1 pseudogene is annotated in these 993 nt (G+C 40.8%); it reads right to left on the minus strand.

From position 1 onward, the window contains the following. Positions 1-993: pseudogene (locus tag F981_RS24085) on the minus strand (trimeric autotransporter adhesin AtaA); the annotation flags it as partial.

A 993-nucleotide genomic window follows, 5' to 3' on the forward strand; every position in this document is an offset into this window, starting at 1 on the left:
TTGGCATTAACGGTATAAACATCTTGACCATTTGCACCTGTAGTTTTTGCGACCCCTGCGATATTGCTTCCACCTGCAACTTCAGTTTTTGATGCTGCAGCTTTAGAGTCAACATAGGTTTTATTGGTCGCATCTGTACCTGCTGTTGGGGCATTGTTAACTGTTACTTTGTTTGCAGTAATCCCTGCATTGTTAATAACCGTTGCACCTGTAGTAACACTACCAGCTGCGCCTAAGTCCAATGCATTCGATAACGCAACTTCGACTTTACCTGCATTTACTTTAGTCGTGATATTGCTGTTTGAACCAACTATATCAACCGCTTCACCTAACTTCTTGTTAACAGTCGTACCGTCTTGCGCTTTTAAACCAAAGCCCAAGTTTGTCAATGTTGAACCAGCATCATCTACATACTTTTTATTGGCTGCATCTGTATTGTTTGTTGGCGCAGCAACATTGGTAATTGCTTTACCACCAGCATTAATACCTGTTGTGTTGTTAATAACAACACCACCAACCGTAACTTGGTCAGCTGTTACACCTGCATTGTTAATAGTGGTATTACCCGTTTTAACACTACCATTTGTACCGAGGTCGATCGCTTCTGCTAATTTAATATCAAGTTGATTACTACCGTTCGATACAACACCAATATTACCACTTGTTAATGTACCTGTTGCTCCACCCTTGATATTCAGGTCTTCACCCAATTTACGTGTAGCTTTAGTACCTGAATCACCAACAAAACCTAGAGGACTATCAGCCAAAGTCTGTACTTTGCCATCAACATAGGTCTTATTGGTCGCATCTGTACCTGCTGTTGGAGCATTGTTGACTGTTACTTTGTTTGCTGTAATTTGGTCAGCTGTTACACCTGCATTGTTAATAGTGGTATTACCTGTTTTAACGCTACCAGCTGCGCCTAAATCTAAGTTTGGATTTAACTTAACCTGTACGCCATCAGTAGTTGCAACTGTACTAATATTCGTGTCA

Origin of the sequence: Acinetobacter guillouiae CIP 63.46 (genome assembly GCF_000368145.1) — a bacterium.
In the GTDB taxonomy this organism is placed as follows: domain Bacteria; phylum Pseudomonadota; class Gammaproteobacteria; order Pseudomonadales; family Moraxellaceae; genus Acinetobacter; species Acinetobacter guillouiae.